Genomic DNA, 23,607 nt, shown 5'->3' on the forward strand with positions numbered 1-23,607 from the left:
AGAAGGGCCAGAGGACGGCTTCAAAGATGACGTTTGCCGTTTCAATACCTCAGAATTACGTCGAGGACGGCCAGAAAGCCCTCTGGTGTACCGGGATTGACCGTCAGGGCCGGGCCGGGCCAGCCACTGCCTCTTCCTGTTGACCCCTCTTCCCTTGAACTCCGTTCAAAGCCCCGGCCCCTTTTGACGCGCCACGTGTAGACTGGCGCAGACTTCAGCACGCAGGAGGTATGAATTTATGGCGACTTTTGACGATGTGAAAGACGTGATTGTGGACAAGCTGGGTGTGGACGCCGACAAGGTAAGCCCCGAGGCGCGCTTTGTGGAAGACCTGGGCGCCGACAGCCTGGAAACCGTGGAACTGATCATGGGCCTGGAAGACAAGTTCGGGATTACGATCAGTGACGAGGACGCCGAGGGCATCCGTACGGTGCAAAAAGCCGTCGAGTACATCGAAAGCAAGCAGTAAACCCGCCTGTTTTCCCTGAACAGGGACAAGCAGCGAGGACGTGAGGCGGGACGCGGCGCTTGGGTGCCGTTTCCCGCCTCCGATTCATCAGGAGGCACACAGATGGGCGTTTCAGGACTCAAGCGGGTGGTGATTACAGGGCTGGGACCGGTCACGCCCATTGGGGTGGGGGCGGGCGCCTTTGCAGAGGCCCAGCGCGCGGGCCAAAGCGGCATTGCGACCATCACGCGCTTTGACCCGGCCGACGTGGCCAGCAAGATTGCCGGAGAGGTCAAGGGTGACCTTGCGGCCTATGTCGACCCCCGTGAGGCCCGCAAACTTGACCGCTACGTGCAGCTGGCCCTGGCTGGCGCGGCGCTGGCGGTGCAGGACAGTGGGCTCAGTGAAGAAGAACTGCGTGGTGAACGCACCGGCACCCTGCTGGGCAGCGGCATTGGCGGCGTCAAGACCTTTGAAGACCAGGCCGGGATTCTGCATTCGCGTGGCGCGGGGCGCATCAGCCCCATGTTCATTCCCATGCAGATTGCCAACATGGCCACCGGGCATGTGGCGATGCAGTACGGCGCCACTGGCCCCAGCAGCACGGTGGTCACGGCCTGCGCCACGGGCACGGGCGCGATTGGCGACGCGGCGCGCTACATCCAACTGGGCCTGGCCGACACCATGATTGCGGGCGGCAGCGAGGCGGCCATCACGCCGATTGCCATCGGCGGCTTTTCCAACATGAAGGCTCTGTCCACCCGCAACGACGAACCCGAACTTGCCAGCCGGCCCTTTTCCGCCACCCGCGACGGCTTCGTGCTGGGCGAGGGTGCGGGCGTGGTGATCCTTGAAGAGTACGAGAAGGCCAAGGCGCGCGGCGCGACCATCTACGCCGAGGTGGTGGGTTACGGCACCAGCGCGGACGCCTACCACATCACCATGCCGGCGCCCGAAGGCCGGGGGGCCCAGGTCGCCATGCGTATGGCCCTGGCCACCGCTGGCGTAAACCCTGATCAGGTGGGCTACATCAACGCGCACGGCACCAGCACATACTTTAATGACCTGCACGAAACCCAGGGTATCAAGGCGGTGTTTGGCGATCAGGCGGCCAAACTGGCCATCAGCTCCACCAAGAGCATGACCGGGCATCTGCTGGGCGCGGCGGGAGCCATTGAGGCGATTGCGGTGGCGCAGGCCCTGAAAGATGGGATTTTGCCGCCCACCATTAACCTAACCGACCCAGACCCCGCGCTGGACCTGGATTACATCCCCGAGGGGGCCCGCGAGGCCCAGGTGGAGTACGCCCTAAGCAACTCGTTTGCCTTTGGCGGCCAGAACGCGGCCCTGCTGTTCAAGCGGGTGTAAGGACCAAGAAAGCCGCGCCCAGTGATCGACCTGGGCGCGGCGGTGCTGTTCTGGCTTTAGAGGCCTCGGTCACCGTCGCCGTGCACCTGATGCTGTAACTCGCTGGTCTCGCCGGAAGGCAGGTCGCCAGGGCGCTGGCTGACGTGGGGCGGGCCTTTCTCGCTGGGGGGCGTGTAGCCGGGGTTGGGGTCAATGCTGCTCAGGCGAGCTTCGGTGGCCGTGGCGGTCGAAGCGTTGATGCCCAGGCCAGAGGAAGGCACCAAGGCGTCTAGATTCTCGCCGCCCAGGCCTGCGACCGTCTGGGCGCCGGCAAATTCAGCGTCCTGGGGTTCGTGTTCCATGGCCACCACGTCGCGCGTGGCCAGGTGGTCAAATTGTCCCGTGACTTCACGCGCGCTGGGCACCTCCACGGGCACGTACTTGCCCTCGTCTGCGCTGCTGACGTGATCGTCGGCCGGCGTGGTGGTGTAGACCGTCTGGGCATGGTCCTTGGGGTCAGGGGTCTCGAAGCCGGTCTGCACGTTCGTGCCAGCCAGCTCGCTTGGGGGATCATGGCGGTCGTTGCTCATGCGTCCAGTGTGCGCCTGTGGCGCTTGCCCCTGCCTTCGGGCTTTCTTGAGGCACTCCGGCAGGAATCTTCAGGAATCTGCCAGGCGCCCGGCCAGGGCCGCGTGCCCTTCCTCGCGCGCAAAGTCGGCGGCCCGGCGGCCATCGGCGGTGGTGACCCCAGCGTCGGCCCCGTGTGACTGCAAGAAGGCCACCAGCTCACTGTCCCCGTTCTGGGCAGCGGCCATCAGGGGCGTGAAGTCATCCTGCTGCGCGGCGTTCACGTCGGCCCCGGCCATGACGAGCGCGCGGGCCAGGGCCGCGTGGCGTCCCGCCACCGCCGAATGCAGCGGCTGGACCCGCATAGCGTTCTGACTGACAGCGTTCACGTCGGCGCCGCGCGTCAGCAGCAGCTCAGCGGCCTCGGCGCGGCCAAAAAATGCGGCCAGCCCCAGCGGCGAAAAGCCGTCGGGACTGACCCGGTGGGCGGCCTCGGGGTCGGCGTCCAGGGCGTTTTGCAGCGCTGGGACGTTGCCCACCGCCGCCGCCTCGAACACCGTCAGCGGCGCGCCTTCCTCTAGCAGCACCAGCGCCATCTCGTGGCGGCCGTAATAGGTGGCGAACAGCACCGGCGAGACACCCATGGGACTGGCGGCTGTCAGCAGCGCCGGGTCAGCGCGCACCAGCTCACGCAGCAGCGCGGCGTCCTGGGTCTTGATGGCCAGAAACAGGGCCGCTTCCTGGTCGGTGGGGGCGTGGTCAGTCATGGATCAAGGCTAACGGCCCGCCCGGTCAAGACCAAGCGGGGCCGCCTGAGAAGCACAGGGTTACTGGGCGCGCACCACCACGGCAATGCCCATGCCGCCGCCGATGCACAGGCTGGCCACGCCGGTTTCCTTGCCCAGGCGCCGCAGCTGGTGAATCAGGGTGACCAGCACGCGCGCCCCGCTGGCGCCGATGGGGTGGCCCAGCGCCACCGCGCCGCCCGTCACGTTTACCCGCGCGGGGTCGGCCCCCAGGTCGCGCACCACGGCCAGCGACTGCGCGGCGAAGGCCTCGTTCAGCTCGAACAGGTCCACGTCGCTGACGCTCAGGCCGGCGCGGTCCAGGGCAATCGGCACCGCCTTGGCGGGTCCAATGCCCATGACGGCGGGGTCCACGCCGATGGCGGCGTAACTGGCGACCTCAGCCAGCACCGGCAGGCCATGGGCCTGGGCGTAGGCCTCGCTGGCAATCAGCAGCATGGCCGCGCCGTCGTTGATGCCGCTGGCATTGCCGGCCGTCACGGTGCCGTCTTTTTTGAAGGCAGGTTTCAGCTTCGCCAGCGCTTCGGCCGAGGTGGCGCGGGGATACTCGTCGCTGGCAAAAGTCGTGGGGCCTTTCTTGCCCGGCACTTCCACGCTGACCAGTTCGTCGGCAAAGAAGTTGCCGGCCAGGGCGGCGGCGGCGCGGGTCTGACTCTCCAGGGCGAAAGCGTCCTGGTCCTCGCGGCTCAGCTGCCACTGCGCGGCGATGGTCTCGGCGGTGACGCCCATGTGGTAGCCGCCGAACACATCGGTCAGGCCGTCACTGATGATGGAATCCAGGGCCTGGGCGTGGCCCAGGCGGTAGCCCTCGCGGGCGCGGGGCAGCAGGTACGGTGCGCGGCTCATGGATTCGGTGCCGCCGGCCAGATACAGCTGCCCGTCCCCGGCCCGGATGCCCTGCGCCGCGCTGACCACGGCTTGCAGGCCGCTGCCACACACCCGGTTGACCGTCAGGCCCGGCACATCGTGGGGCAGACCCGCGCCAATGCCAATCTGGCGGGCCACGTTCATGCCCTGCCCGGCCTGAAGGACGTTGCCCACAATCACGTCGGCAATGTCTGCGCCGTCCACGCCCTCCAGCACCGCCTTGGCTGCTGTGACGCCCAGGTCAGCGGCCGATACGTCTTTCAGACTGCCCATAAAGTTGCCAATCGGCGTGCGCCGCGCCGCCACAATCACCAGTTTGCTCATGCCCGGAGTCTAACGGGCGTTAGGCACAGGCGGGGTGTACTGGCCTGGTGACCGCCGGCCTGCCCGCCAGACAGCCCACATCAGCAGCGGTTGTAGGGGCAGGCGGCCCCAGGCCACCGCCGAGCTGACCTGAAACCGGTCACTGTCCTGCGCCATGTAGACGTTGGCTGGAAACACCGCGATTAGCAGGGCCAGCAGCCACCAGCGGGCCGCTGGCCGGGTCGCCGGGTGCAGCAGCCCCAGCCCGCCCAGGATCTCGGCCGCGCCACTCAGCAGTGTGGCGGCGCGTGGCCCGAGGGGCACCCACGGCGGCACGATCCGGTCAAAGGGCTTCGGGGCTAGAAAGTGCAGCGTTCCAGCCACGATAAAAACGGTGGCCAGCAGCAGCACCGCAGGAGAGACTCGGCGGGCGTTCATGCCCCTCAACCTGTCACACGAGGGGACTCGGTTTCGTGACCCAAGCGGGAGATTGCTGGCCAGCGCGGGTTCTGGCGAGCCGCCACTGCTTTTCTAGGTGGTCTTCAGGTCCGCTGAACTCGTGGAGAGAGGCGCCCCAACGGAGAGGAGCCCAGAGAGGCAACGAGCAAGCGCTAGAGACGGCGTGGCTTGGACCGAATCCTTCTGCTAGACCAAAAAAGAAGGAGCGCGTCGGCTCCTTCTCCTTTCTGCTCAGGTTAGCCCTGCTTGGTGGCTGGGACTTGGCGCGCTTCTTCGCGGTCGCGCAGTTCCTTGTCGCTCAGGCCGTCGTCGTTGTTGCGGGGGGCCATCGCCTCGCGGTCGTTGGCGCTTTTGAACGAAGGCTGGTTGTCGTGCTCGATCTCGTGGACCTCTTTCTTGTTGCGGTCGTAGTCCTGGGGCTGGCTGGTGTGGCCCTTGTTCTTGTCGTCTTTGTCTGGCATGGCTTCAGGCTGACAGGCGGGCCACACAGAAACCCCGGAATGACGTAAACAGCTGTTCAGAGATGAAGCGAGCCTCAAGCGGGCGCGGCGAACACCAGCACGCGCGGCGAGGTGCCGTCTGCTTCCCGCCAGCCGCCCTGAGCGCTGCCCAGCTGCACCCAGCCCCCGCGCTGGTACAGGGCAACGGCCGGGGCGCTGCGCTCGTTGACCTGCAAGATGGCCTGGGCGCCGGCTTGCCGGGCCTGCGCCGCCGCGTGCCCCAGCATCGCGCGGGCCACCCCCAGCCCCTGAGCGGCTGGCGTGACGAACAGCCGTTTGACCTCCAGATACGGCCCCGGCACGGTGACGGCCGCCAGCCAGTCGGGGGCCGGACTGCTCAGAGGAGAAAGCACTACCTGCCCCACGCTGTGCCCGCCCAGGCACGCCACCCAGCCGTCGCCGCGCCCGGCCACAAAAGCCTGAGGGTCATCTGGCCACAGCGAGGGGTAGGCCTGGGCTTCGTGTACGGCGCGCAGGGCCGACGCGAGTGCAGGCAGGTCACTGTCTTGCCGGGGGCGCAAGGTCAGGGCAGGGGAGACCACCCGGCCACTCTAGCCCCTCTGCTCTCCTAAGGGTGGGCGGTTTCAGAGTCCAGCAGGCCGCCCCGGTGCAGAGTGGTTGTGGTGAGACCCGGGGTCACTGGTGCCAGGTCAGGGCCATTGACACTTAGGTTCTCTCCGAGGTTTGCGGGGGTGAGCTACGCTGCTCGTTGATGCGGCTAGCGATTCTAGGAGACGTGCATGGCAACGCTTTTGCCCTGGCAGCAGTGCTGGCCGACATTCAGCGCCATGCGCCTGACTTGACCATCAATCTGGGCGACCAGGCCGAGGGCAGCGCCGACCCTGCCCGCGCCCTGGCTTTGCAGGCCGAGCTGGCGGCCGGGGGCGCCGTAGAGGTCCGCGGCAACAACGAGGAGAAACTGTGGCCGGGTGGGCGGCGCTCGCCGCTCTCTCTGGCTTACGGGGCGTGGCTGGCCGCCCAGACGCCGCCCGGAGCCCTGACCCGTATTGCGGGCCTGCCACTGGAAGCCCGCGCCCTGGACGGCGCTGTCTACGCCTGTCACGGCACGCCGCACAGTGCCTGGGAAAGCCTGCTGTGGGTCTGGGACCCGGCTGGCTTCTACCGCGCCCGCGAACCGCGAGACCTGCGCGCACTGGTTGAGCCTCTGGGGGCCGAGGTCGTGCTGTGCGGGCACACCCACCGGGCCGGGGCGACACGGGTCGGCGACACCCTGGTCGTTAATGCGGGCGCCGTCAGCGATCAGGTGGACGGCGATCCCCGCGCCCGCTGGACCCGGCTGGACCAGGTGGGCGGCGCCTGGCAGGTCAGTTTTCACGCGGTGGCCTATGACATTGAAGCGGCGGTGGCCTGGTCCTGCGCCCACACCCCCTTTGGCGAGGGCGAGGCGAAGTTGCTGCGCACCGGCACGATGGACGGGCGCGGCGACGGTGAGGCCGTGGGCTAAGCGCGCTACGCTGGGACCATGCGAATGCGGCAGTGGGCGGCAGTGGCAATGGTCATGGCCCTGGGGTGGGCTGGGGCGCAGACCTGCGGCGGAACAGAGGGCCTGCCTGTCGGCGTCAAGCCAGGCGTCTTTCGGGGCACGGTGGGCGGTCTACCCGTGGCGCTGCACCTCAATCCAGCGGGCGAGAGTGGGTATTTCTACGAGCGCCGAAACCTCGACCTGTGGCTGGAGGTGCGCCGCAGCGGCGCCACGCTGATACTGGAAGAAATGGTGCGCCGGGCCCTGGCCGAGCCGGCCGTGGTCACGGGCTGCTTCGCCCTGACTCCTACAGCCGGCGGATTGCAGGGCACCTGGCGCGCGCCGGGCAAGGCGGCCCTTGCCGTCAGGCTGACGCGCGCAGACCTGAGCAAGGTGCCCCTCAACCTGCCCAGCTCGCCTGGGTTGCTGGCCCTGCGCGCCGAGGACCCGCTGGCGTTCCTGAAGCTGAACCGCGCGTGGGTGAAGTCAGCGGATGGCCGCAGCGTCCGTGAGCCCCTGAGCCGCCTGACCTACCCGCGCCTGCCCGGCGCCAGCGCGGGGCTGAATGCCGCCCTGCAAGACCGGCAGCTGAAGCACGCGGCGGCGGCCCTGGCCTGCCGCGCCGCCCTGCCTGAAGACCTGCAAATCACCGAGGGCTATGACTTTGGGGCGGCTGTGACGCTGCAGGGCGCGCGGCTAGTCAGCGTGCAGGAATCGGTGTCGTACTACTGTGGCGGCGCCTATCCCGATGCCTACACCGAAGGGCTGATTCTGGACCGCGCCACTGGACAGCCGGTGCCTGTCAGCGCCATCTGGCCCACGTTGACCCCGGCCCGGCAAAAGGTGCTGCACCTGAAGGCCCTGAACAGTCGCCTGGACCCTGAATGTCTGGAGGTGCTGCAAAGCGCCGGCCCCTCCTTCACGGCCCACCTGACCGCAACTGGCCTGGCCCTGACCCCCTCGGGCCTGCCGCATGTGGTGGCGGCGTGTGCTGAGACGGCCACCTTGCCCTACGCCACCCTGCGCGCCGAAGCCAACATGGCGTCGGTCTATGCCCAGAGCCTGTACGCCAGATAAGACTCGGGTTCAATCACCTGGAGCAGCGGTTCGATCCCAACGAAGCGAAGGGAAAGCAGGCTGACGGGCGTGAAGGGTGTCCTCCAGTCCCGTTCCGCTGTGTTGGCGCGACAGACGGGAGCCAGCCACGGCAAAGAAAGAACCCCACGAGCGCTGGGCTCACGGGGCGGGCTGTGGGTAACCGCTTAGTCGCGGCTGCTGCCGATCCCGAACAGACGCAGGATGAACAGGAACATATTGATGAAGTCCAGGTACAGCGCCAGGGCGCCGTTGATGGCGGCCCGCTCGGCCATCTCGCCCTGAATGCCGCTCAGGGCCATGTTGCGCAGCATCTGGGTGTCGTAGGCAGTCAGGCCAGCGAACAGCAAGACGCCCACGATGCTGATGATCAGCGTCAGGCCCGTGCTGGCCACAAACAGGTTGACGATCATGGCCACGAACAGGCCCAGCACCGCGAACATGAAAAAGCGGCCCATCGCACTCAGGTCCTTCTTGATGATAAAGCCGGCCACGCTCATCAGGCCGAAGGTGCCGGCTGTGGTGGCGAACGCCGCCGTGACCGCACTGGCGTCGTAAGCCAGCAGCAGACCCGAGAAGGTCAGGCCAGTCAGCGCGGCGTACCCGATAAACAGGGCGCCGGCCACCGCGCTGTTCAGCCGGGCGGAAAACAGGCTCAGCACAAACACCAGTGCCAGCTGGGCCAGAAACAGCGGCATCCGCAGTTGGTACACCTGATACGCCAGGGCGTCGTTCTGCGCCGTCAGGAAGGCGACGCCGGCCGTTAGCGCCAGGCCGGCCGCCATCCACGAATAGGTGCGGGCCATGAACGTCCGGACGATGTCCGTCGTATGGGCAGTGGTGGGGTACGTTTGCATACACCTCAGAATACGGGGTGAGACGACGGCGCGTTCCCCAGATTTGCTCAAGATTCTGAAGTCTTGGGGCCCCGTGTCGGGAGCGGAGAACTCGGGACTACTCGCTCAGCAGCAGGGCCAGAGGAAAATCCTCCAGAATCTTGGCCAGCGGGGTCTTGTCGCCGTGCACACGCAGGCGCTGTCCGGTCAGGGCGTTGCGGTAGGTGCCGGCCGGCAGGCTCAGTTGCCGGTTGCCCCACACGTCGCCCACCGCCCAGGGCACCCGCTCGCGGGTCAGGGTCAGGGTCAGGCGGGGAGCAACCGTGATGGCCCGCTGGCCCGCGTGTTCGCGCACGAAGCCCAGCATGTGCCGGCCTCCGCCCAGCGGCGCGTAACTGCCGTGCCGGAACAGATCGGGCTGCTCGGCGCGGGCGTGCAGGGCGGCGCGCGTCACCATGACCTTCACATCGCCTGTGGGGTAGGCGGCCAGCAACCGCGCCGGGTCGGCGCCGCGTTCCAGTCGGCCCAGGGTGCGGCTCAGGGCCGGGTAGTCCACCGGCCGGCGGTTGTCGGGGTCCACCAAGCTCTGGTTCCAGCCCTCACTGCCCTGATAGGTGTCGGGCACGCCGGGGGCGGTGAGGCGCACCAGCGCTGCCGAGAGGCCATTGTGCGCGCCATAGGGGCTGATGCGGTCGTGGAGTTCGCGCAGCGAGGCCAGAAAGTCACTGTGGTCCAGCAGGCCCCGCACCAGCCGTTCCAGCGCGGCCTCGTACTCGCTGTCAGGGGCGGCCCAGCTGGTGCGCAGCTTGGCTTCGCGGGCCGCTTTGAGCATGTAGGCGCTCAGACGGTCGGCAAAGCCCCCCAGGTCACCGCGCAGCGGGTACGCGCCCAGGGCGTTTTGCAGCAGCGTATAGGTGTCCAGAGAGGTAGGCGCCCGGCCCAGGTCCAGGTCGGTTTCCAGGCTGCGAATCAGGGGCGACCAGCGGCTCAGGTAGGCGGCCCAGGTCTGGGGCATCTCGGACAGTACGCAAATCCGGGCGCGGGTGTCCTCGCCGCGCTTGGTGTCGTGGGTGCTGCCGCCCAGCATGGCGTGTGGCCAGTGGCGGGCACGGGCCTGGGCGGCCTGGTGAAAGGTGGTCAGCGGCGTGCCGTACAGCGCAGGGTCGCCGCCCACCTCGTTCAGTGCGACCAGGCGGCTGTAGCGGTAAAAGGCCGTGTCCTCGGCGCCTTTGGCCGTCACGGGGCCGGTCAGCTGCTGAAACTTCAGGGCGAACTCGGCGTAGGCGGCGCGGGTGGCCTCATCGGGGGCGTCCAGGGTCAGCACGGCTTGCAGGTACTCAAAGACGCTGGGGTCCAGCGCGGCGCCCTCCTGGCGGTTGTGGGCGGCGGCGTCGCGGATGGCGCGCTCAATCTTGGCGTTGTCCCCGCTTTCACGGCTGCCGTCGGGCCGCAGGTAGGTGCGGTACACCGGAAAGCTGGCGATGACTTCGCGGATGGCCGCCCGCAGCGTGCTGAGGGTGAAGTCGCGGGCGCGCAGGTCGGCCTCCGAAAGGCGCTCCAGGTGTTCGGCCAGCACGTTGACTTCGCCGGGCAGGCTGACGCGCTGAATCAGGTGCTTGCCCCGGTACAGGTGCTCGCCGTAACTGGTGCGGTCGCCGGTAAAGCGGCGGTAGATGGCACTCAGTTCTTCCTCGCTGCTCTGGTCCACAAAGGTGCCGCCCAGCTGCGCCAGAAAGTCGTAGCCGGTGGTGCCGTGAACGGCCCAGCTGGCGGGCAGTGTCTCGCCGGGTTCCAGAATCTTTTCGGCCACCACGTACAGGGGCCGCTCGCCCGTGAGGGTCACAGCGGGGTCCACGCCCAGCGCGTGCGCCGCTCCCGCCTGAAGCGCCCGGAAGTAACCGGCGGGGTCGTACAGGCCGTCGGTGTGGTCCAGCCGCACCCCCTGCACGAGGCCCTGGCGCAGCAGGTCAAACAGGGTGGCGTGCGCCCAGGCAAAGACGCGCGGGTCCTCCACGCGCAGCGCGGCCAGGTCGTTGATGTCAAAAAAGCGCCGGTAATTGATCTCCTCGGCGGCCACCTTCCACGAAGCCAGGCGGTAGTTCTGCTCGCTGACCAGGGCGTCCAGCCGCGTCTGGTCGCTGTTCACGCCCTCCAGCATTCGGTCGGCGGCGGCGCGTACCGCTGGGCTGCTGGCCAGCAGCGCGTCCACACGCCGGGTCATCACCTCGACCTCCTGGGCGCGGATGGCGCGGTCGGTATCGGTCAGGGCCGGCTCGGTGCTGCGCGGCAGGTTGTCCACCGAGCGGCGAATGCTGGCGAGTTCGCCCAGCGTAGCGGTCTCCACACCGGGGTCCAGCGCCGCCTGCACCCAGGCCAGCAGCAGCGCCACACTGCGCGGTGACAGCGGCAGCCGCCGCTCCCAGTAGCGCAGAGAGAAGGTGCCGCCGGACCGCTCCAGCGTCAATTCGCCGCGCTCCAGAATCCGGCCGTACTGGTCGCCCAGCACCGGCAGCAGCACCTTGCCGTCCAGCGCCCGCTTGAGGGGGTGCCAGGAGATATCGAAGAAGTGCGCGTAACGGCTGGCCTGCCCGTGGCGCAGCACGTCTTCCCAGTACGGGTTGTGCCCGCCCTGAATGCCCATGTGGTTGGGCACGAAGTCCACAATCAGGCCTAGGCCCAACTCGCGCGCCCGCGCAGACAGGCGCCGCAGCCCGGCTAGCCCGCCCAGCTCGGGGTTAATCTGCGAGTGGTCGGTGACGTCGTAGCCGTGAGGACTGCCCGGCGTGCTGGTCCAGATGGGCGAGAGGTAAATGTCCGTGATGCCCAGGCGCCTCAGGTACGGCAGAACCCGGCGCGCCGCCGCGAAGTCAAACCCGGCATGCAGTTGCAGGCGGTAGGTGGCCTGCGGGATGTGCGGTGCAGGGCTGGTCATGCGAACAGCGCCGCCTCACCGGGCTGCAGCGTCAGGTCGCTTAGAGGCGTGGGTCTGGCCGGGTCGCCTTCCGAGTGCAGCAGCACCCCGGCCGGCAGGTTAAACGGCAGCGCCAGCAGATGGGCGGGGACGGGCTGCGGCGTGAGGTTCCAGGCCAAGACCCGCTCGCCCTGCGGGGTCTGCCAGCGCACCCACAGGCCCTGCGCCTCGGCGCCGCTGACGCCAAAGGTGCCGGCCGACAGGCCCCGCCGCGAGCGCCAGGCCAGCACCGGGTCCTCGCGCCGCAGCCGCAGCAGCGTGCGGTAGAGCGCCAGGGTGCGGGCGTGGTCACCTTCCTCCCGCTCGGCCCAGTTCAGCTTGGCGCTGACAAAGGTGGCCTCCTGCTGCGGGTCGGGCACGTCCAGGGTGCTGAATCCCGAGAAATACGCGAACTCCTTGCGCCGGCCCTCCGAGACCATGTGGCCGAGTTCGCCGTGGTGGTCGCTGAAAAAGGGAAAGGGCGTACCCGCCATCCATTCCTGGCCCTGAAACAGCAGCGGCGTCATGGGCAGCGACAGCAGCAGCGTGCTGGCCCCGCGTACCTCCGCTACGGTGACGCCCTCGTGGTCTTGCAGGCGGTCGCCCAGGGCGCGGTTGCCAATCTGGTCGTGGTTCTGAATGCAGTACACGAAGCTGGGGGCCTCCAGTCCGTCAGCCGGGCGGCCCCGGTCGTGCTCCTCGCCCGTGACATTCCAGAACTGGCCCTCGTACAGCCAGCCCCGGTTGAGCAGCTGGGCCAGTTCGGCCGCGCCGCCCCGGTAGCCGCCGTAGTACCCCTCATGTTCGCCGGTCAGGGTCACGCGCACTTCATGGTGAAAGTCGTCCACCCAGATGCCGTCCAGGCCAGAGTCGGTCACCAGGTCGGGGAGGTTACGGTGGTCCTCGGCCAGCATCAGGTGGTGGCCGCCCAGCGCATGCACCTCGCGGGCCAGCTCCGAGAGGATGTGCTCGGGGCTGTCGTCCTGCATGCTGGCGGTGGCGTCCAGTCGCAGGCCGTCAAAGCGGTAATCCTGAAGCCACATCCGCGCGTTGCCGGTGATGTAGCGGCGCATGTGGGCCTCGGCGTAGTCCAGGCCCTGGCCCCAGGCCGTGTGAAAGCGGTCGGTAAAATACGAAGGGCTGTAGGCGCTCAGATAATTGCCGTCCGGGCCAAAGTGGTTATACACCACGTCTAAAAACACCGCCAGTCCCAGGCCGTGCGCGGCGTCCACAAAGGCCATCAGGTCTTCTGGACGGCCATAAGGGGCGTAGGGGGCGTACATGGCCACGCCGTCGTAGCCCCAGCCGCGCCCCCCCGGAAAGGCAGCGACCGGCATGACCTGCACCGCCGTTATGCCCAGGTCACGCAGGTAGGGCAGGCGGTCCTGCGCCGCCCGGAGGGTGCCCTGCGGGGTAAAGGTGCCCACATGCAGTTCGTAGAACACGCAGTCGCCCAGTTCCGGGCCGGTCCAGTTGGGGTACTGCCAGGCGTAGGCATCCAGGTCCACCACCTCGGCCTCGCCGTGAACCCCGTCCGGCAGAAAGCGGGCGTAGGGGTCGGGCAGGGCCAGGCCGTCCAGCATGAACAGGTAGCGGGTGCCGGCCCCCACGGGCAGAACGGCCTCGAACATGTGGTCCGGCAGAGCTTGCAGAGGGTGGTCCTGGCCGCCGACGCGCACCTGCACGTCCTTGGCCCGCGTACTCCACACCCTAAAGCGCGTGCGGTGTTTATCTGGCAGTAACTGTGCGCCCAACCGGGAGCGTTGCCTCGCCGTGTTCGGCACCTCTGAGGTCGTCATGAAGCCCCCTCCTTGAACCGCTGCACCTGTCGGCACAGCAACCCTGTCAGGGTAAGGAACAGGCCCGGTTTCCCTGTGAGAGCAGCCTCAAGACAGGGAGGCCACAGCGCTGAGAGACAGGAACAGTTCAGCTCAAGCGAAGTCTTTCCGCACTGCATGTTGCAGAGATGCCTCGTTCGGTAGCGGGAAAGTGCCCGGCGAACGGCTATTCAGGCGCAGAGGGCTCCGCCGAAACGCAAGAGCCACCTGTCTTAGCGCAGTACCTCCCAGCAGCCGAGACGGGAGGCTTGTTCGGCAACGCAATATCGGTGGGCTGACAAAATCTGCTCTGGAGGGTTCAGCTCCCACCAGGTTTCGCTTCAGTCGCATCTAGCGAACCTCTGGACAGAGCGCTGGGCCACTCCTCATCAGGCAGAATCACAAAAACGCCCACCCCCAACTGGGAGTGGGCGCCCACACCGTCTCTTTAGCCCTGGCTGGTGTTGCCCCGGCGGCCCCGGCGGCGGCGGCGGCGCTTGGCGTCCTCGCTGTTGGCCTGGGCGGCGCTGTCCTGCGGGGCGGCGGCTTCGCGCACAGGGGCGCGGGCCTCGTCACGCACTTCCTCACGGTTGGCCTGCTGGGGCCGGCCCCCACTGTTCGGGGTGCGCCCGTTGACCCGGCCTGCGGCGCCCCGGTCACTGCCGCCGCGCGTGTAGCCCCGCCCACCGCGTTCGGTCCGGCCGCTCAGGGGACGGCCCCCACTGCGGCTGTAGCCTCCGCCGCCCTGACCTTCCTCGGGCGGCATGTTCTCCAGGGTCCAGTCGCCAAAGTACATGCGCTGCACGGTGATGTTCACCGGGCGCAGATGTTCGTTACGCGGGCGCTCCAGGGTAATCACGCGCCGGGGCCCCCGGCCCCCGCCCATGCCGACCCCGCCGAAGGTGCGGCCCTGTGGGCGGCCTCCTTGACCCTGGACAGCGCCGCCCTGCCCTTGCCCCTGGCTGCGGCCCCGGCTGGGCCGCGCGCCACCGGCTGAGGGCGAGAGGGTGGGCCGGGGTGAGGGGTCGTCCAGCGTGAATTTCTTGGGCTCGCTGACGGGCACGCTCTGCAACTTCTCGCGCTTTTCCTGCTCGCGGTCCTCGCGGCGGCGGGCGCGCGGCTTAACGGGTGAATCCATATCGGTCTCCTGATGAATGTCGCCGGGTCGGAAGTCCGGGCTCTCGGGGTCGGCCAGGGTGAAGTCGGTTTGCCGGGCCAGGGGGTTGACGGCGTGAATGGTGACGTGAACCGGGTCGCCCAGGCGGTAACTGCGGCCCCGGCTGCGCCCACGCAGAATCTGCGCGTCTTCCAGATAGACGTAGTAGTCGTCGTCCAGGTGGGAAATGTGCAGTTTGCCTTCCACGCCGTTGTCCAGCGCCACGAACAGGCCGCTGGCGACCACACCCGACACGTTGCCGAAGAACGACTCGCCCAGGTGTTCCTGCGCCCACTTGGCCTGGTAGTACTTGGTCAGGTCGCGCTCGGCTTCGCTGGCGGCGCGCTCGCGCTCACTGGTGTGGTCGCCCATGCCGGGCAGGCGGGCCTGAAGCTGCGCGACTTCGCGGCCTCCCGCTTTCAGTTCGCCGCCCAGCATCCCTTTCAGGACACGGTGAACCAGCAAGTCGGGATAACGGCGAATGGGCGAGGTGAAGTGCAGGTACTCCTCAAACGCCAGCCCGAAGTGCCCCAGGTTCTCTCCGGCGTACTTCGCCTGCTGCATCGAGCGCAGCAGCAGCGTGTTCACCACGCTCTCGCGGGGGGTGCCGCGCACCTGCTTGAGCACTGCCTGGTAGGCCTGCGGGGTCGGTTCGCCGCCCGGAAAGGCCAGGCCCAGCCGTCCGATGGCGCCGCTGACCTCCTGAAAGCGCTGCAGGGTGGGCTCTTCGTGGATGCGGAACAGCGCCGGAATCTCGCGCTGGAGGAGTTCGTGAGCCACGACCTTGTTGGCCAGCAGCATCAGGTCCTCAATCATGCCGCGCGCCGTTTCCTCGCGGATAGGAATGAGTTCCATGCGCCCGTCTGGGCCCACATCCACCTTGACTTCCCGCAATTTAAAGTCCAGCGCGCCTTCGCGCAGCCGCTTCTGACGCAACTTGGTCGTGATCTTCAGCAGCAGGTGCAGGTCGCCTTCTAGGTGGCGGGCGTGGTCGGGCAGCGTGGCGGTGGCCTCGCTGTAAGCCTGCACCTCGTCGTAGGTCAGCCGCGCCTTGGAATTGATGACGCTGGGGGCCAGCTGTACCTTCAGAATCTCGCCCTCGGCGGACAGCTCGACCATCGCCGTCATGGTCAGGCGGTCTTCGTAGGGCACCAGGCTGCACACGCCGTTGCTCAGGTGTTCGGGCAGCATGGGCAGCACACGGCCCGGCAGGTAGACGCTGGTGGCGCGGGCATAGGCTTCATCGTCCAGCGGCGTGCCTTCCTGCACGTAATGGCTGACGTCTGCGATATGCACACCGACCACAAAGGTGCCTTCGGGCGTGGGCTGAATGTGAATGGCGTCGTCAAAGTCTTTGGCGTCGCGGCCGTCCACCGTGAAGATGTTGAACCCGCGCAGGTCCAGACGGCCCACCAGGGCTTCTTCGGGAATCTGAGTGGGGATGGCGCCTGCCTGCTCCACCACTTCGTCCGGGAAGTCGCCGCGCAGGCCAAACTTCACGATCACGGCTTCGGTTTCGGTGACCGGGTCGTCCTGCTCGCCCAGCACGCGCGTGACCTGGCCAAAGACCTCGTCTTCGCCGGTGTTTTCCGGCCAGAACAGATCGGTCACCACGCGGGCGCCGGCTTCCAGGCCGTCCAGGCCCTCGGGCAGCACCAGAATGCGGTGGCGGGCACGGTGGTCGTCGGGTTTCAGGATGGGGTGGCCGTGGTGGTACTCCAGGGTGCCCACCAGCTGCTTGTAGGCGCGCTGTACGATTCGCACCACGCTGGCCCGCGGGTTGCCGTCGCCGCGCTGGCCCCGGCGGGAACTGCCTCGGCCCCGGTCATCCCGGCTGTCGCCGCGCCCTTCCATCCGCACAAGTACGATGTCGCCGTTCCAGGCTTCCAGCGTCTGCTCAGCCGGAATATAAAAGTCCTCGCCGCCGCTGTCGGGCACCACAAAGCCGAAGCCTGCCGATGACGCCTGAAAGCGCCCGCGCACCAGGCTCATGGCTTCCGGTAGGCCATAAGTTTTCTTGCGGGTGCGGATGACCTCGCCGCTGTCCACCAAGTTTTCCAGCAGATCGGTCAGGTCACGCCAGTTCCCCAGACGCTGAATGGTCTGGCGAGTAAAGGTGCGTTCCAGGTCACGGACATGCACCGGGCGGCCCAGTTTGCGCAGCTGTGCCACCACGATGTCGCGCTCGGGGTTGGCGGTGGCCTCCTCTGAGGCTTCGGCGGTGCTGGCAGGCTCATCGGTCTGCGGTTCGGGGAGAGCTGGTTCAGCAGCCGGGCGGGCGGGGGCTTCGGCCACGTCTGTGGCCGCCTCAGCAGCCTTACGGCGGCCCCGGCGCGGCTTGGTGGGCAGCGTGACGGGCTCGGGGTCCAGGGGCGTTACGGGGACCGTCTCCACGACCGGTTCCGTGCGGGCCTCGGCCTCAGGGGTGACGGCTTCGACGCCGCTGAGCACCTCGTCCAGCAGGGCGTCGGGCAGGGCCGCCTTGGGCCTGCGCCCCCCGCGCCGCTTGGGCACGGCCAGAATGACGGGGTCAGGCACGGGCGGCGGCTCCAGCGCCTCGGTGATGCTGGGGGCCTCGGCCTGGGGAGTCTCGGCCGCGTCTGGGTGGGTCTCCGCCGCTGGCGCGGCGGTCGCTAGGTCGGCGGCCTTGCGGCGCCCCCGGCGCGCTGGTGGGGTCAAGGGCAGAGCTGCTGGCGGCGCTGGGTCTGGCTCGGTCAACACGGCCGGTTCCGCATCCGTCAACGTCACTGGCTCAGAAGCCGCCTGGGCTGCTTTCCGCCCCCGAGTTTTGCGGGGTACGGGGGTTGAGGTCGGCTCTGACTCGGTGGGTTCGGGCGTGGGCAGCACGGCCTGGGGTTCAGGCTGGGCTTCGGCGACAGGTTCAACCTGCTGCGCCTCGGCCACAGCGGTCTTTTGCTTGGCGCGGCGCGGGGTGACCCGTGGGGTCGGGGCCGGCTCGGTGACCGCAGGGAGCGTCTCGGCCGGCGCCGCTGCAAGGACTTCGGCTTCCGGCTCAGGCTGTTTCGTGGTCCGGCGCGGCGCGCGGGGGGTGCGGGTTGGGGCCGCCTGCTCGACTTCGGCCGGCTGGACCGGTGTTTTCCGGCGCTTGGCCGGGGTGGGGGCAGCATCTGCTGCGGGGGACGCGGCCTTGCGCCGCTTCGGGGTGGTTTGACTCTGCTCGGTGCCGGTATTCGCGGTGCCCGGCACCGTTTCCGCTTTTTTCGGTTTCGGCATGAACGTTCCTGGTACTTCAGAGACGTGCCCGTGAGGGTGACCTGTGCGCGGCCTGCTGGGCCTTTACCCGGCATCTGGCGCGCGCCATCCGCCCACGGGGACTGGTGTTTTCGCTTCCTCGGGTGGCGCCCGGCCCGGCAACAGGCGCTGTCTGCGCGCGTGTTGTCTGGGGGCGCTGTCCTGAACCCGGCAGCCCGCTCAGCATAACATGAGTGCCCTGGGCAGGTCTGACGTGAAGTTTACGCTTCAGGCAGGTGGACCCAGCCGCTCAGCGGCGCGTGGTCACTCAGGCGGGCGTCCCGGTGCGCCTGAACGCCGCTGACCTCCACCCCCGCGCCCAGCAGGTAATCAATGCGCCAGCCGACATCGTTGGCATAGGCGCCTGCACGGTTGCTCCACCAGGTGTACGCCGCCGCCTCGCCCAGGCAGGCGCGGTGGGTGTCGGTCAGGCCGCAGGCCAGGTGACGGGTCATCCACTCGCGCTCCTGCGGCAGAAAGCCGCTGCTTTTGCCGTTGCTGCGCCAGTTCTTGAGGTCGAGGTTCTGGTGGGCAATGTTGTAGTCGCCGCCAAGAATGAGGGGCCGCCCCTCGGCCAGCAGGGCGGCCGTCCAGGCCTGATAGTCCTCCAGAATGCGCTCCTTGAAGCCCTGCCGCTCAGGGCGGCTGCTGCCGCTGGGCAGGTATACGCTGGCAAATCGCACGCCGCCCACCACCGCACTCAGCACGCGGCCCTCGGCGTCCAGCTCGGCGTGGGGCAGGCCCACGCGCACGTCACTGAGCGGCTGGCGCGCCAGGATCGCCACGCCGCTGTAGCCGGCCTTCTGCGCCGGAAACCACGCCCCGCTGTAGCCCAGGTCCGCCAGGGCGTCTGGCATGGGGTCGGCGCGCACCTCCTGAAGGAGCAGCACGTCCGGCGCTTCCTGGGTCAGCCAGTCGCGCAGGCCCCGGCGCAGGGCGCTGCGCAGTCCATTGAGATTCAGGGTGGTGACCTTGAGTGTTGCGGCCTGTGTCATGGCAGGGGGCAGCATAGAGCAGGGTGCGCCGGACCTTCACCTCCTCCTGAGGATGTCTTCAGGAAACATAGAGATGCGGCGCCTGGGGGGTCTGTTACGCTGCGGCCACTATGGTCGAGATCAAGTTCCGCAACGAGAGTGACGGTCAGGAATTCGAGATGACCCATCCCAAGGCGGCCCGCGTCCTGAGCGACATTCAGGCCTGGGCGCAGCTCAACGCCTTCGAGCACGTGGTGTTCTGGCGTGACCCCGAAGACGCCCACAAGCTCTGGGTGCAGCTGGGCGACGACCGCCTGAACTACTGGATTCACGACAGCACCTTTACCGAGGGCAAGCACGACACCGTCGAGATGCAGATGGACTACGCCCGTGGCGCCCAGCGCCGGAGTGCGGCGGGGTACGGGAAGTTCGATAAATAGGGAGTGGAGTGTGGGCAGTGGTGAGTGGGCAGGGCTTTTCCTCCACTTACCACTTCCCACTTCCCACTTTCTTTAAGCGCCCCGCTGCCTCAATCAGCACCTCGGGCGGCTGCACCAGGGCAAACCGCACGAAGCCCTCGCCCTGACGGCCAAAGGCGGCGCCGGGACTCACGGCCACGCCGGTGTCTTCGGCGGCGCGCACAGCAAACGTCACGCTGTCGGTCAGGCCGGGCACGCGCGCCCAGGCGTACATGCTCGCCTGGGGCCAGGCCACTGTCCAGCCCAGGTCACGCAGGGCCGGCACCAGCGCGTCGCGCCGGGCCTCGAACACGGCGGCGCCCGCGCGGCCCACCTCGTCCGGCAGGGTCAGGGCGCAGGCCGCCGCGCGCTGAATGCCCAGGTACGGGTGAAAATCCACGCTGCCCTTCACGCGGGCCAGGGCGGCGATGGCGCCCGCGTCCCCCGCCGCAAAGCCCACCCGGAAGCCGCCCATGTGGTGCGTCTTACTCAGGGAATGCAGCTCGACCACGCCGGTCAGCTCGGCTTGCAGGGCGCTGGGCGCGCGGTAAGCACCAAAGGTCAGTTCGGCGTAGGGGTGGTCATGAATCAGCAGCGTGCCGCGCTCACGGCACCACGCGGCCACCGCCGGAAAAAAGGCCGGGTCCACCACCGCTGAAGTCGGGTTGTTGGGGTAATTCAGCAGCAGGGCGCGGGGGCGCACGCTGGCGGGCACGGCGTTCAGGTCAGGCAAAAAGCTGTTCTCGGCACGGAGCGGCAGCGGCACCACCTTCAGGCCGGCGACGGCCGCCGCGCCCAGATACGGGGGATAACCGGGGTCGGGCAGCAGCAGAGTGTCACCGGGGTCGGTGACGGCCAGCAGCAGGTGGGCCAGCCCTTCCTGCGCGCCAATCAGCGGGAGCACCTCGGTGTCGGGGTTGACCGTCACCCCAAAGCGCCGGGCCAGGTAAGCCGCCGCCGCCTGCCGCAGCGGGGCCGTGTCGCTGAAGAGGGGATAACGGTCATTCAGCGGGTCGTGTGTGGCCTCGCGCAGCGCGTTCAGCACTGGGGCCGGGGGCCGCAGGTCGCTGCTGCCGATACTCAGGTCAATGATGGCCCGGCCCGCTGCCCGCGCCCGCGCTTTGGCCGCGTCCATGAGTGCAAAGACGCTGCCCGGCACCGCTCCTGCCCGCTGTGAAGCCCACATGCTGCCCAGGGTAGAGCATGGCCCGCACGAAGCAGCGCCCCGGGCCAGAAGGCTGGGGCGCTGCGCGTCGGTGCTGTCTTTAATTGCCCATGTCCACGCCGCCGTACACCGGAATATTCACGGTGGTCAGCACCTGTTCGCCGGACTTGACCGCAATGCTGGCCACCTCGTTGACCAGGACGCTAGTGTCGTCGCGGGCCACCGTCACGTACAGCAGGGCCGTGTCGCCCTGACGCTCCACGCTGTCCAGTGTGATGGTGGTGCCGTCACGCAGACCACTCACGGCAATCGTCAGGTCGTCTGGCAGCGTGCCGTTCATGGCGGTCAGCGGCACTTCGATGGCCAGCCAGCTTGATTCGGTGTAAAGCCCTTCGTACTGCATACCGTTGCCGTCCGTGGCGTAGGCGCGGGTGGCCGAGGCGGTGGAAACGGTGAAGCTCAGCAGGGTAATGGCGGTCAGCAGCAGCTTTTTCATGGGGTTCTCCTTCGTTCCGGGGTGCGGCGCTGTGGCCGCTTCCCTTTCCTGCCCAGAGGATGCGGCCCGGCTGTGTAGAGGCTTTGCAGGGTATGTGCAGATTTCTCGAAGCCTCTCTGACGAGGGGTCCCTGGACCGGGTGGAGGTGCAAGGCGCCGCAGAGCGGGGGATGGCCGTCAGGGATGGGTGAAGAAGACTGGCTGATGACGCTGTCCCGCGCTCAATGCTGCGGAAGACCGGTGTGGTGTCCCTGGGCCCAGTAGCCTGGGGGCATGGCCGACGCCCCTGCGGTTCTGACCGCCATGATTACGCCAGCGGTCCTGATCAGCGGGGCCGGCACCCTCCTGATGAGCACCAGCAGTCGCCTGGGCCGCGTGACTGACCGCGTGCGCCACCTCACAGCGCGCTTCAAGGTGCTGGTGACCGAAGAGGGGCGGCAGGAAGCGCTGGCCCGCGAAGAAAAACGCCTGATTGTCAAGCAGTTGCCGCGCCTGGCCCGCCGCAGCCGCATCATTGTGCAGGCGATGACCGCGCTGTATCTCGCGGTGGCCCTACTGGTGCTGACTAGCATCCTAATCGGCGGCAGCGCCCTGCTTCATCAGGAGGCCGGGCCGGTGCCGGTGGTCTTGGCGATTGCTGGAGCCGCCGCTCTGGCCTACGGTGCCCTGCTGCTAAGTTTTGAAACCCGGCTCTCGGCCCGCACCACTCGGGAAGAGATGAAGTTTCTGGTCACGCTGGGTGGCCACTACGCCGGTCTGTACGACGAACGCCTGCTGCGCGAGGTCAGTGAGCAGATCGGGCAAGAGGGGAGAGGGGCGTAGGAACCCCCACTGGCGGCGCTGGCAAACTGGCGTGCTCAGCCCTGGCCGCTGGGCTAGGGTGGAGGCGTCTGTTTTTCTTTCTGCTCCAGTTTTCCTGAGGACCCCTATGACCAAACGTATGTTGCTGACCGGCTTGACGGCGCTGCTCGCGGCCTGTGCTCCCACGCCTCTTCCTGCTGCCCCCACCCCGGCCGCTTCTCACCCAGCGGGCCTGTACGAACTTCAACTGCGCGTGACCGATCAGGGCGTGGGGCAGGCCAGCTTGCGCCGCGTGGACCCCGGCGGCCTGTTGAGCGGCCAGGCACTCATCGCTGCTGGCGACCCGGTGCAACTGGGCGCGCAGGCCATCACCACCCAGACCTTCACCACACGGAAGAACGGCGCGGATATCCGGCACATCAGCACGACCTTTGCGGCGACCAATGTGACGGCTTCGGCGCTGCAGAATCTGACCTTGCTGCCGGTGGTCCTCACCGACACCGACGGCGACCCGGAGAACAACGCCACCGCGCCTACCGTGGCGGGGACACCCTTTCGCAGCGTGCGTCTGTTTGACGGCAGCGACGCCTCAGGTCAGGCCGCCTCTATCCGTCCTGTGCAGGGACAGCAGGTCAATGTGCAGACGGGCGAGAGCACCGATAACCCCGCCGCGACCCTGTTCTTGTCGGGCCTGAACGTGGCGAGTCTGGGGGCCACCCCACCCGCTGGCCTGAGCATGACGGTACAAAATCAGGGCTGGCTGGCCGCAGAGACGCTGGCGCAGGGGGCCACCGTGCCGGTGACCTTTGCCGTGGACCTGCCCATTGACCGCAGCAATACCCGTGGGCAGGCGTTCAGCTTCAGTCTGATGTTCACCGCCGCGCAGGACGTGACGAGCAGTGAGGTGGGCCTGCCCGCCGACCCGGCGGTGGTGCGCGGCACCCTGCAGGGCTGGACGAGGGGCGCAGGCTATGAGCTCAGCGAGGAGTATATGGCTGAGTCTGGATGGCTCAGGCGGCGCACCGTTCCAGTTGCGGCAACAGGGAGCATTGATCTGTCTCTGCAAGGTCAGGAAACCAGCCAACTGTTCCCATTTCTGGATGCTGACTGCCCTGTGCAGGGCGAGCAATCTGCCCCGAACGTCCATGTGGCCTGGCCTTATCTGGCTGTCTACAGCGCGCAGGGCGACCGACTGGGTCAGGTGCGGGAGGTGGACACAACTAACAAGCCAGTGCGCCGCCTGTATGCTGATGCGCCCCTGCGGGTCAAGGGCACCGCGCCCTGCCAAAGCCTGCCCGAGATAAGTTTTGAATACGACCTCACCCTGCAACCAGGCTGGAATCTGATTACTGAGACACAGCGCCGTGTGGGGGAGAACTTTATCGTCCGCTACCAATCCCTGCCCAGTGGGACACGCACTCGCCTGCGCTCCGTTCAGTCTGGCCCCTGGGTCAGGGTCGCCTCGCCCGAGTTTGGCAGCGAACTGAACCTCCGCGCCGGTCAGCCGCTGGCCGTGCCGTTCCAGCTGTTCCAGGACGGTGGCGTCAGCGGCCCCGTGACGGTGACCAGCAGCCTGCCCGGCGTGTCCGTCACGCCAGATACGCTCAATCTGCCGGCGCTGACCGGACAGGCTTTGGGGGTCCAGGCCGTCACAACTTCATTGACCTTGACGGCAGACGCGGGGCTGGCTGGGTTTTCCGACCCTCTGACCCTAACTTTCTTTCAGAATGGACAGATTGTGGGCCGGGTCAGCTACCTTCTTACCGTCACCCCCTGAAACCAGCACAGAGAAGCCCCCACCCGTTTCCAGGTGGGGGCTTCTCTGGTT

20 protein-coding genes are annotated in these 23,607 nt (G+C 67.7%); 7 read left to right on the forward strand and 13 right to left on the reverse strand.

All coding sequences use genetic code 11. From position 1 onward, the window contains the following. The first annotated feature begins 238 nt into the window (after positions 1 to 238). Both acpP and fabF read left to right on the forward strand, forming a co-directional pair. Entirely contained in the window at positions 239 to 469 is a 231-nt protein-coding gene (acpP, locus tag K7W42_RS09025; RefSeq protein WP_157459399.1) for an acyl carrier protein, read from the forward strand. A gap of 102 nt (positions 470 to 571) precedes the next feature. After that, a complete protein-coding gene (fabF, locus tag K7W42_RS09030) occupies positions 572 to 1,816 on the forward strand; it encodes a beta-ketoacyl-ACP synthase II (RefSeq protein WP_224574063.1) in 1,245 nt (414 codons plus the stop codon). A 56-nt stretch (positions 1,817 to 1,872) separates the two neighbouring features. Here the strand turns inward: fabF and K7W42_RS09035 are convergent, their stop codons facing one another. The 6 genes from K7W42_RS09035 to K7W42_RS09060 all read right to left on the reverse strand — a co-directional run bounded on the left by K7W42_RS09035 (position 1,873) and on the right by K7W42_RS09060 (position 5,839). Next, positions 1,873 to 2,385 carry a hypothetical protein gene (locus K7W42_RS09035; protein WP_224574065.1) on the reverse strand — a complete coding sequence of 171 codons (513 nt, stop codon included), beginning with the start codon at positions 2,383 to 2,385 and terminating at the stop codon, positions 1,873 to 1,875. 69 nt (positions 2,386 to 2,454) lie between these two features. Continuing rightward, positions 2,455 to 3,129: an ankyrin repeat domain-containing protein gene (locus tag K7W42_RS09040; RefSeq protein WP_224574067.1), complete on the reverse strand. Its 675-nt coding sequence runs from the start codon at positions 3,127 to 3,129 to the stop codon at positions 2,455 to 2,457. A gap of 60 nt (positions 3,130 to 3,189) precedes the next feature. Further along, positions 3,190 to 4,359 (reverse strand): acetyl-CoA C-acetyltransferase, encoded by a 1,170-nt coding sequence (locus tag K7W42_RS09045; protein WP_224574069.1) that lies wholly within the window; start codon positions 4,357 to 4,359, stop codon positions 3,190 to 3,192. Between the two features lie 9 nt (positions 4,360 to 4,368). Continuing rightward, positions 4,369 to 4,776, reverse strand: coding sequence for a DoxX family protein (locus K7W42_RS09050; protein ID WP_224574072.1), 408 nt, complete (start codon positions 4,774 to 4,776; stop codon positions 4,369 to 4,371). A gap of 257 nt (positions 4,777 to 5,033) precedes the next feature. Beyond that, the gene (locus K7W42_RS09055; protein ID WP_198170607.1) at positions 5,034 to 5,258 is read right to left on the reverse strand and encodes a hypothetical protein; all 225 of its coding nucleotides are present in this window, start codon (positions 5,256 to 5,258) and stop codon (positions 5,034 to 5,036) included. Positions 5,259 to 5,332: 74 nt separating this feature from the next. Further along, entirely contained in the window at positions 5,333 to 5,839 is a 507-nt protein-coding gene (locus K7W42_RS09060) for a GNAT family N-acetyltransferase (RefSeq protein WP_224574075.1), read from the reverse strand. A gap of 170 nt (positions 5,840 to 6,009) precedes the next feature. Between K7W42_RS09060 and K7W42_RS09065 the strand changes: the two genes are divergently transcribed. Both K7W42_RS09065 and K7W42_RS09070 read left to right on the forward strand, forming a co-directional pair. Continuing rightward, complete coding sequence (locus tag K7W42_RS09065; RefSeq protein ID WP_224574078.1) at positions 6,010 to 6,762, forward strand: metallophosphoesterase family protein; 753 nt, start codon at positions 6,010 to 6,012, stop codon at positions 6,760 to 6,762. A gap of 18 nt (positions 6,763 to 6,780) precedes the next feature. Then, positions 6,781 to 7,857 (forward strand): hypothetical protein, encoded by a 1,077-nt coding sequence (locus tag K7W42_RS09070; RefSeq protein ID WP_224574080.1) that lies wholly within the window; start codon positions 6,781 to 6,783, stop codon positions 7,855 to 7,857. A gap of 185 nt (positions 7,858 to 8,042) precedes the next feature. Here K7W42_RS09070 and K7W42_RS09075 read toward each other — a convergent pair whose 3' ends face one another. The 5 genes from K7W42_RS09075 to K7W42_RS09095 all read right to left on the reverse strand — a co-directional run bounded on the left by K7W42_RS09075 (position 8,043) and on the right by K7W42_RS09095 (position 18,881). Then, positions 8,043 to 8,732, reverse strand: coding sequence for a Bax inhibitor-1/YccA family protein (locus K7W42_RS09075; protein ID WP_224574083.1), 690 nt, complete (start codon positions 8,730 to 8,732; stop codon positions 8,043 to 8,045). Positions 8,733 to 8,829: 97 nt separating this feature from the next. Beyond that, on the reverse strand, positions 8,830 to 11,643 hold the full coding sequence (treY, locus tag K7W42_RS09080; protein WP_224574085.1) for a malto-oligosyltrehalose synthase: 2,814 nt from the start codon (positions 11,641 to 11,643) through the stop codon (positions 8,830 to 8,832). Then, entirely contained in the window at positions 11,640 to 13,460 is a 1,821-nt protein-coding gene (treZ, locus tag K7W42_RS09085; protein ID WP_224574088.1) for a malto-oligosyltrehalose trehalohydrolase, read from the reverse strand. Before treZ ends, treY begins: the two co-directional genes overlap by 4 nt. A gap of 466 nt (positions 13,461 to 13,926) precedes the next feature. After that, entirely contained in the window at positions 13,927 to 17,868 is a 3,942-nt protein-coding gene (gene rnr / locus K7W42_RS09090; protein ID WP_224574091.1) for a ribonuclease R, read from the reverse strand. 239 nt (positions 17,869 to 18,107) lie between these two features. Beyond that, a complete protein-coding gene (locus K7W42_RS09095) occupies positions 18,108 to 18,881 on the reverse strand; it encodes an exodeoxyribonuclease III (RefSeq protein WP_224574093.1) in 774 nt (257 codons plus the stop codon). A gap of 110 nt (positions 18,882 to 18,991) precedes the next feature. Between K7W42_RS09095 and K7W42_RS09100 the strand changes: the two genes are divergently transcribed. After that, a complete protein-coding gene (locus K7W42_RS09100) occupies positions 18,992 to 19,300 on the forward strand; it encodes a hypothetical protein (protein WP_224574097.1) in 309 nt (102 codons plus the stop codon). 46 nt (positions 19,301 to 19,346) lie between these two features. On the opposite strand, the gene K7W42_RS09105 is transcribed toward K7W42_RS09100, so the two are convergent. Both K7W42_RS09105 and K7W42_RS09110 read right to left on the reverse strand, forming a co-directional pair. Beyond that, a complete protein-coding gene (locus K7W42_RS09105; protein WP_224574101.1) occupies positions 19,347 to 20,504 on the reverse strand; it encodes an aminotransferase class I/II-fold pyridoxal phosphate-dependent enzyme in 1,158 nt (385 codons plus the stop codon). 79 nt (positions 20,505 to 20,583) lie between these two features. After that, complete coding sequence (locus tag K7W42_RS09110; RefSeq protein ID WP_157459412.1) at positions 20,584 to 20,979, reverse strand: hypothetical protein; 396 nt, start codon at positions 20,977 to 20,979, stop codon at positions 20,584 to 20,586. A gap of 272 nt (positions 20,980 to 21,251) precedes the next feature. On the opposite strand from K7W42_RS09110, the gene K7W42_RS09115 reads away from it, so the two are divergent. Both K7W42_RS09115 and K7W42_RS09120 read left to right on the forward strand, forming a co-directional pair. Beyond that, positions 21,252 to 21,800 carry a DUF2721 domain-containing protein gene (locus K7W42_RS09115; protein ID WP_224574102.1) on the forward strand — a complete coding sequence of 183 codons (549 nt, stop codon included), beginning with the start codon at positions 21,252 to 21,254 and terminating at the stop codon, positions 21,798 to 21,800. A gap of 106 nt (positions 21,801 to 21,906) precedes the next feature. Beyond that, complete coding sequence (locus K7W42_RS09120; protein WP_224574106.1) at positions 21,907 to 23,556, forward strand: hypothetical protein; 1,650 nt, start codon at positions 21,907 to 21,909, stop codon at positions 23,554 to 23,556. Positions 23,557 to 23,607 lie beyond the last annotated feature (51 nt).

Source organism: Deinococcus betulae (assembly GCF_020166395.1).
GTDB lineage: Bacteria > Deinococcota > Deinococci > Deinococcales > Deinococcaceae > Deinococcus > Deinococcus betulae.

Excerpts from the sequence above, each read along its gene's own strand:
- K7W42_RS09100 (WP_224574097.1), top strand. The coding sequence starts at position 18,992 with ATGGTCGAGATCAAGTTCCGCAACGAGAGTGACGGTCAGGAATTCGAG.
- K7W42_RS09065 (WP_224574078.1), top strand. The coding sequence starts at position 6,010 with ATGCGGCTAGCGATTCTAGGAGACGTGCATGGCAACGCTTTTGCCCTG.
- K7W42_RS09105 (WP_224574101.1), bottom strand. The coding sequence starts at position 20,504 with ATGTGGGCTTCACAGCGGGCAGGAGCGGTGCCGGGCAGCGTCTTTGCA.
- fabF (WP_224574063.1), top strand. The coding sequence starts at position 572 with ATGGGCGTTTCAGGACTCAAGCGGGTGGTGATTACAGGGCTGGGACCG.
- acpP (WP_157459399.1), top strand. The coding sequence starts at position 239 with ATGGCGACTTTTGACGATGTGAAAGACGTGATTGTGGACAAGCTGGGT.
- K7W42_RS09110 (WP_157459412.1), bottom strand. The coding sequence starts at position 20,979 with ATGAAAAAGCTGCTGCTGACCGCCATTACCCTGCTGAGCTTCACCGTT.
- K7W42_RS09045 (WP_224574069.1), bottom strand. The coding sequence starts at position 4,359 with ATGAGCAAACTGGTGATTGTGGCGGCGCGGCGCACGCCGATTGGCAAC.
- K7W42_RS09040 (WP_224574067.1), bottom strand. The coding sequence starts at position 3,129 with ATGACTGACCACGCCCCCACCGACCAGGAAGCGGCCCTGTTTCTGGCC.
- K7W42_RS09035 (WP_224574065.1), bottom strand. The coding sequence starts at position 2,385 with ATGAGCAACGACCGCCATGATCCCCCAAGCGAGCTGGCTGGCACGAAC.
- K7W42_RS09095 (WP_224574093.1), bottom strand. The coding sequence starts at position 18,881 with ATGACACAGGCCGCAACACTCAAGGTCACCACCCTGAATCTCAATGGA.
- treZ (WP_224574088.1), bottom strand. The coding sequence starts at position 13,460 with ATGACGACCTCAGAGGTGCCGAACACGGCGAGGCAACGCTCCCGGTTG.
- K7W42_RS09050 (WP_224574072.1), bottom strand. The coding sequence starts at position 4,776 with ATGAACGCCCGCCGAGTCTCTCCTGCGGTGCTGCTGCTGGCCACCGTT.
- K7W42_RS09075 (WP_224574083.1), bottom strand. The coding sequence starts at position 8,732 with ATGCAAACGTACCCCACCACTGCCCATACGACGGACATCGTCCGGACG.
- K7W42_RS09120 (WP_224574106.1), top strand. The coding sequence starts at position 21,907 with ATGACCAAACGTATGTTGCTGACCGGCTTGACGGCGCTGCTCGCGGCC.
- treY (WP_224574085.1), bottom strand. The coding sequence starts at position 11,643 with ATGACCAGCCCTGCACCGCACATCCCGCAGGCCACCTACCGCCTGCAA.
- rnr (WP_224574091.1), bottom strand. The coding sequence starts at position 17,868 with ATGCCGAAACCGAAAAAAGCGGAAACGGTGCCGGGCACCGCGAATACC.
- K7W42_RS09070 (WP_224574080.1), top strand. The coding sequence starts at position 6,781 with ATGCGAATGCGGCAGTGGGCGGCAGTGGCAATGGTCATGGCCCTGGGG.
- K7W42_RS09115 (WP_224574102.1), top strand. The coding sequence starts at position 21,252 with ATGGCCGACGCCCCTGCGGTTCTGACCGCCATGATTACGCCAGCGGTC.
- K7W42_RS09055 (WP_198170607.1), bottom strand. The coding sequence starts at position 5,258 with ATGCCAGACAAAGACGACAAGAACAAGGGCCACACCAGCCAGCCCCAG.